This is a genomic window from Dolichospermum sp. LEGE 00246 (genome assembly GCF_015207865.1).
In the GTDB taxonomy this organism is placed as follows: domain Bacteria; phylum Cyanobacteriota; class Cyanobacteriia; order Cyanobacteriales; family Nostocaceae; genus Dolichospermum; species Dolichospermum heterosporum.
Genome location: NZ_JADEWA010000328.1, coordinates 1 through 6,133 on the forward strand (window position 1 = coordinate 1; position 6,133 = coordinate 6,133).

The window sequence follows — 6,133 nt, forward strand, 5'->3', positions numbered from 1 at the left end:
GGTGACAGGTGACAGGTGACAGGTGACAGGTGACAGGTGACAGGTGACAGGTGACAGGTGACAGGTGACAGGTGACAGGTGACAGGTGACAGGTGACAGGTGACAGGTGACAGGTGACAGGTGACAGAGAAGAGGGAAGAGGGAAGAGAGAGTTATTTCAATTACCAATTACCAATTACCAATTACCAATTACCAATTACCAATTACCAGTCAAAAATTATGCGTTATTCTCTTGTAAGTCGGGTTAAGGGTGCTTTTCTGGGGGCATTTTTAGGAGAGAGTTTATCTAACCCGAATGGTTTTAATTTGGGTAGGATTGCGGTTTTGGGGACGGAAAGTTTAATCAGTTTGGGTAAGTTGGATGTAGAGGACTGGTTAAAGCGTCAAGAAGCGGCAGATATTAAATTAGAAAAAAATATTAATTCTTGGGGACAAATGATTCTCGCTATATTGCCGGTGGTGGTGTTTTTTCACGAAAATCCTGTAAAAATGCGAGAAAATATTTTAGCAGTGCAAAAAATATGCAAGTGGCAAGATGAGCCGATTGTCAGAGATGCTAGTTTAATCATAGGATATGCGATCGCTCAATCCCTGAATGAAAAACTTAATCCCCGCACATTAATTTCGGAAACAGTGAGTTTTTTAGATAAAACATCAACTTTCTTACCACAACAATTAATAAAAGTCAATGATTTATTAAAAAAGGGTGCAGGACTAGAAACAGCAACCAGGGAATTAAACAGTACAGAACAATTAACTAGTAATATTGGTTTAGCTTTTTACTGCTTTCTAAGTACCTTAGAAGACTTTTCTCTCACCACATTAAGAGCTAATCAAAATCACGATTTTGCCAATTACGATATTACAGGTGCAATTGCTGGAGGATTATCAGGTGCATATAACAGTACGGTTGGTATACCTGTAAGTTGGCAAATTTCCCCCTCTGTCACCAATTCTCCTGCATGGGGACTTCACAGTTTTAACCAGATGTTAAAATTAGCCGATATAATGATGGCGGTATGGGCTGGGGTATATGATTTTAGTGATCATTTTGGCGAATGTGTAGATACAGGATATACTATCTTTGCTGCTCCTCATATTATTCGTAGACGTTGAAATAATTTTTGCGAAACACTGAATTAATTGGGCAGTAAATTTGGAGACTGTTGTATTTAACCCTGAAGGGAGTCAAATACGAACCTCTACCTCTTATTAAGTTATTACACAGCTTGGGTAGTGTGCCGGAGGCATCAGCCATACTTGGGGTATTTCGCGGCAGGAAAGATGAAAACGCAGCAATTTTTGCAGTCCTTGAGTCAGCAATTAAAGCAATGGCAGCGACAGTATAAAGTGCTATTCCGTAAAGGAAAGCATCAACATAAGCTGCATAGAAATTTTTTCAAAAATCTACTTCTATATTTATCAGCAAATAGCCATCAAGGAAAACAAGGTAAACGGGGACAAACACAAACATCAACTACTAAATTGGTGAGAAAAACTGGTGGTGTTGGTAAAGTTATTTTCAGATGGGTACACCAGAAACGCTCCTCAATAATTTTGGTGTTCGCAGTATTATCATTGACAAGTGTGGTGGGTCATGATTTATATAACCAGCCAAGAATGAAAGTTGATAATATTGCCTGGCAAACATTTATTGCTCCTTACACGGATAATATTGAAAATCGAGAAGAGACAGAACAGAAACGCAAAGATGCTATAGATAGGTCTGTGCCAGTTTTGATGCTTGATAACCAGATCAATGATAAAATTAATGATCATTTAGAAGAAATTTTAGATGCAGGTAATCAACTGCGAGGAATAGTTGGTATTTTTCCGTTTTCTAATACTTCAGTTTTATCAATTCCTACTCAACGTTATTTGAGGAATTTTCCTGAATCAGAATGGCAAAAACTGAAAGTGATTTTAGAAAATAATAGAAAACAAAATTCCAAATTTTTGTTAGTACCGCAAAATTCAATAAATGGCAAAAAGTCGTTTAATTCATCAAGTGTTCCGGTAGTATCGTTGTCTAGTTATGGAAATCATAGTGACGAAGCGTCGTTTATTCAAGCGTTGTCAGAACTGGATGCTTATCAATTTACTGCTTTAAAATCTGATTTCTCAGCACTAATTACCCAAATAGCGCAAGTTAGGCAAGGATATAATCAAGCCCTAGATAAAGTATCACAACTAAAAAATGAACAGATCCAAAAAATTTATACAGAATCTGTTATTTTAGACTTAACTGATAATGATTGGTTAAAAACACAAGCTGGAATTCGTAAAATTGCCGAACGAATTCTTGCTCAAGGTATATCAGCGGGGTTACCCAAATCTATTTTGAATAATGCAGTTAGTTTACAAGTGGAATTATCTGTACCTATGGAAGCTGAATCATTAACAAAAAATATATTTTTAGCGGTATTACAACCAAATATTAAACAAGATGAAGCCCAAACTAAACAACAAGATCAACTGGTAGCTAATAAAATACCGTCTGTGATGGTACAGATTAGAAAAGGAGAGGTAATTGTTAGCAAAGGAGAACAAATTACAATTGGTAAATTTCAGATATTACAACATTATCGCATGATTGGCAGACAGGTGAATTGGCTGGGTTTAACAGTTGTAGCAATGGTTGTGACTGGAGGAATTCAGGTTTTTGTGTGGTTGGAAAGAAAAAGTCATAATTATTTACGACAACGCGATCGCTTATTAGTTCTCCTGCTGACTCTGAGTGTTCCTGGAGTATTGGCAATCAGTTTGCCCTATACTACTTGGAGTGCAATTGGTTTATTATTAGGCAGTTTTTATGGACCAACTGTAGGCATAACGGTGGTGGGGTTATTGTCGCTGATACTACCAATTACCACAGATACAAATATTCTAGTATTGTTGGCTGGGGCTGGGGGGGGGATGTTAAGTAGTTATATAGCCCATAGATTGCGATCGCGTGAAGAATTAGCATTATTAGGAGTTGTCACTGCTCTCACCCAAGGTGGTGTATTCTTATTATTAAAAATCCTCACTGGTGGGGTTTTTGGTTCGGGTTGGTATATCTTCCAAGAAGCTGGTTTATTTGCTGTATCTGGCTTGTCTTGGAGTGTGGTGGCTTTGGGTTTAAGTCCTTATCTGGAGACACTATTTGATGTAATTACTCCCATCCGCTTGGCGGAATTAGCTAACCCTAATCGCCCATTATTAAAGCGTCTGGCTACAGAAGCCCCAGGAACTTTTCAACATACTTTGTTAGTAGCTACTTTGGCTGAAGCTGCGGCTAAACAATTGGGTTGTAATGTAGAATTAGTCAGGGCGGGAACTCTATATCATGATATTGGCAAAATGCACGATCCTTTGGGATTTATTGAAAATCAAATCGGCAGTCCCAATAAACATGAAACAGAAATTAAAGATCCTTGGAAAAGTGCTGAGTTAATTAAAAAGCACGTGACTGAAGGGTTAGTCATGGCGAAGAAACACAGTTTACCAACGGCAATTCAGGCTTTTATTCCCGAACATCAAGGCACAATGGCGATCGCCTATTTCTATCACCAAGCCCAACAAATAGCCCAAGAAAACCCATACATCATCGTAGATAAAGCCGATTTTTGTTATGATGGTCCCATCCCTCAATCACGGGAAACAGGCATCGTCATGTTAGCAGATTCTTGTGAAGCCGCATTACGCAGTCTCAAAGATGCTACTCCAGAAAAAGCCTTGAATATGCTGAATAATATCCTCAAAGCCAAATGGCAAGATGAACAATTAATAGATTCGGGCTTGACAAGAGAAGAAATGCCAAAAATCGCCCAAATATTTGTGGATGTTTGGCAACAATTTCATCACAAACGGATTGCTTATCCTAAAGCAAAAGTTGGTAATTCGTAATTAAGATGAAGCTGTATAGAATCAGACTTTAAAAATACTTAACCGCAGATAAACGCAGATAAACGCAGATAAGGACTGATGAATTATGTGCTGTATTCATGCTTAATGGTTAAAATAGAGATACAGCAGTTTCCAATTATATGACATACATCATAGCCCCCTCATCGCTTGCGGGCAGGGGGTTGGGGGTGGGGTTCTTGTACCTCATAACATGGGGAAGTGCTGTAGAAAAATCACAATAGGAAGATTATGATGAGCGATCGTGACTATACCTTAATTATTGACAAAAGTGGTAGTATGTCCACACCCGACCAAGTGGGCGGGAGAACTAGATGGCAGATAGCCCAAGAATCTACCATTGCTTTAGCCAGAAAGTGCGAAGAATTTGATCCAGACGGCATTACAGTTTACGTTTTTTCCGGCAGATTCAAACGTTATGACAACGTAACTGCTGCCAAAGTAGCCCAGATATTTCAGGAAAATGATCCAGCAGGGACAACCAACTTAGGAAGTGTACTTCAAGATGCCTTGAATAACTACTTTCAACGCAAAGCTGCTGGTACTACCAAACCTAATGGAGAAACCATTTTAGTCATTACCGACGGTGAACCAGATGATCGCAAAGCTGTATTTGAAATTATCATCAGTGCGACTCGACAAATGGAAAAAGATGAAGAATTAGGAATTTCCATGATTCAAGTTGGTTCAGATCCTCAAGCTACTAAATTTCTTAAAGCCTTAGATGATCAATTACAAAGTGTTGGTGCTAAATTCGATATTTGTGATACCGTAACTTTAGATGATTTAGAAGACATGAGTTTGGCTGACGTTTTAATGAACGCCATCACTGATTAATTAACAAAATTCCTCAAATCTGGAGAGTTTAGTCATGCTAGAAAACCGTGATTACACCTTAATTATTGATAAAAGCGGTAGCATGGCTACCCCAGATCAAAAAGGTGGGAGAAGTAGATGGGTAACAGCACAAGAATCTACTTTGGCATTAGCCAGTAAATGTGAACAATTTGATCCAGATGGCATTACTATTTATTTGTTTTCTGGAAAATTCAAACGTTATGAAAATGTCACATCTGCCAAAGTAACACAAATTTTCACAGAAAATGATCCTTCTGGAACAACAGATTTAGCTGGAGTTTTGAAACACGCTACCGATGATTATCTGCAACGCAAAGCCTCCGGTACAACTAAACCCAATGGAGAAATAATTTTAGTAGTTACTGACGGTGAACCAGATGATCGTAAAGCCGTCATGAAGGTAATTATTGAAGTTTCTCGCCGTTTGGATAGAGATGAAGAATTAGCTATTTCTTTTATCCAAGTCGGGAATGATCCTCAAGCTACTCGCTTTCTGAAAATATTGGATGATGATTTGCAAAGTGCAGGTGCTAAGTTTGATATTTGCGACACCGTGACAATGGATGATATGGAAGATATGAGTTTATCAGAAGTTTTGCTTAATGCCATTACTGACTAACACCGCTAGGCGGAAGTCAAAAGGCAAAATTAATATACAGTAGGCTTTTTGGCGATTGAAAATGGTTGATTTAGGGAATACAAAAAAATAAATTACCCAATTTTGTGGGATGGGCATCCTGCCCGTCCTTGATGGTTAGCGGGCTTCTCACTGAATTAAAAATTAAAAAAGTAGATCCGCCACTTTTCACATCAATTCATAATTTGATAAAAAAAGAAGTCGGAGATCTTATCTGTTTTAGGAATTATAAATATGGATTCCATTGACAAGCTATTAGCTGAACTCAAAACTGAATATACAGAACCAAAAACCACACCACCACAAAATAATTTAACCCCAGTTAAATTGATTTCACCGACAATAAAATCAGATATATTCATAGATAATTTGTTATCAGAAGTACAAGCTGATTTGGCGGAAAATAAAACTGAATATATCCAATCCAACCCGACAAAACCACAAAATAGGTTATCTCCTATTCAATTTGTTCATTCACCTGATCCTAAATCAGATGTATTTGTCAACAACTTATTAGCAGATGTACAAGCTGATATTTTGGCAAAAGATGCGGCGATCGCACTGCGAAAACAAGAAGAATTAGCACAGGAGAAAATTCGTCAAGAAAAACTTCAAGTTAAACAAAAAGCAGCTTTACAAAAATCTGCTGAACAATGGTTAGATCAATTAGATCCATTGTCATCAGAAGGAATATGGTTTGAAAAATTTGCTGAAGGTTATCCCTGTCTCTTA

At 37.8% G+C, this 6,133-nt stretch carries 5 protein-coding genes; all 5 read left to right on the forward strand.

Annotation, left to right across the window (positions count from 1 at the left end; translation table 11 throughout):
• The first annotated feature begins 219 nt into the window (after positions 1 to 219).
• Positions 220 to 1,116, forward strand: a complete 897-nt coding sequence (locus IQ228_RS18715) for an ADP-ribosylglycohydrolase family protein (RefSeq protein ID WP_027404691.1) — start codon at positions 220 to 222, stop codon at positions 1,114 to 1,116.
• Positions 1,117 to 1,284: 168 nt separating this feature from the next.
• Entirely contained in the window at positions 1,285 to 3,888 is a 2,604-nt protein-coding gene (locus IQ228_RS18720; RefSeq protein ID WP_027404692.1) for an HD family phosphohydrolase, read from the forward strand.
• A gap of 249 nt (positions 3,889 to 4,137) precedes the next feature.
• Complete coding sequence (locus IQ228_RS18725; protein ID WP_027404693.1) at positions 4,138 to 4,743, forward strand: VWA domain-containing protein; 606 nt, start codon at positions 4,138 to 4,140, stop codon at positions 4,741 to 4,743.
• Positions 4,744 to 4,777: 34 nt separating this feature from the next.
• Positions 4,778 to 5,383 (forward strand): VWA domain-containing protein, encoded by a 606-nt coding sequence (locus tag IQ228_RS18730; RefSeq protein ID WP_027404694.1) that lies wholly within the window; start codon positions 4,778 to 4,780, stop codon positions 5,381 to 5,383.
• A 252-nt stretch (positions 5,384 to 5,635) separates the two neighbouring features.
• The coding region (locus tag IQ228_RS18735) for a salt stress protein, Slr1339 family (protein WP_193963899.1) at positions 5,636 to 6,133 on the forward strand (498 nt) is incomplete at its 3' end.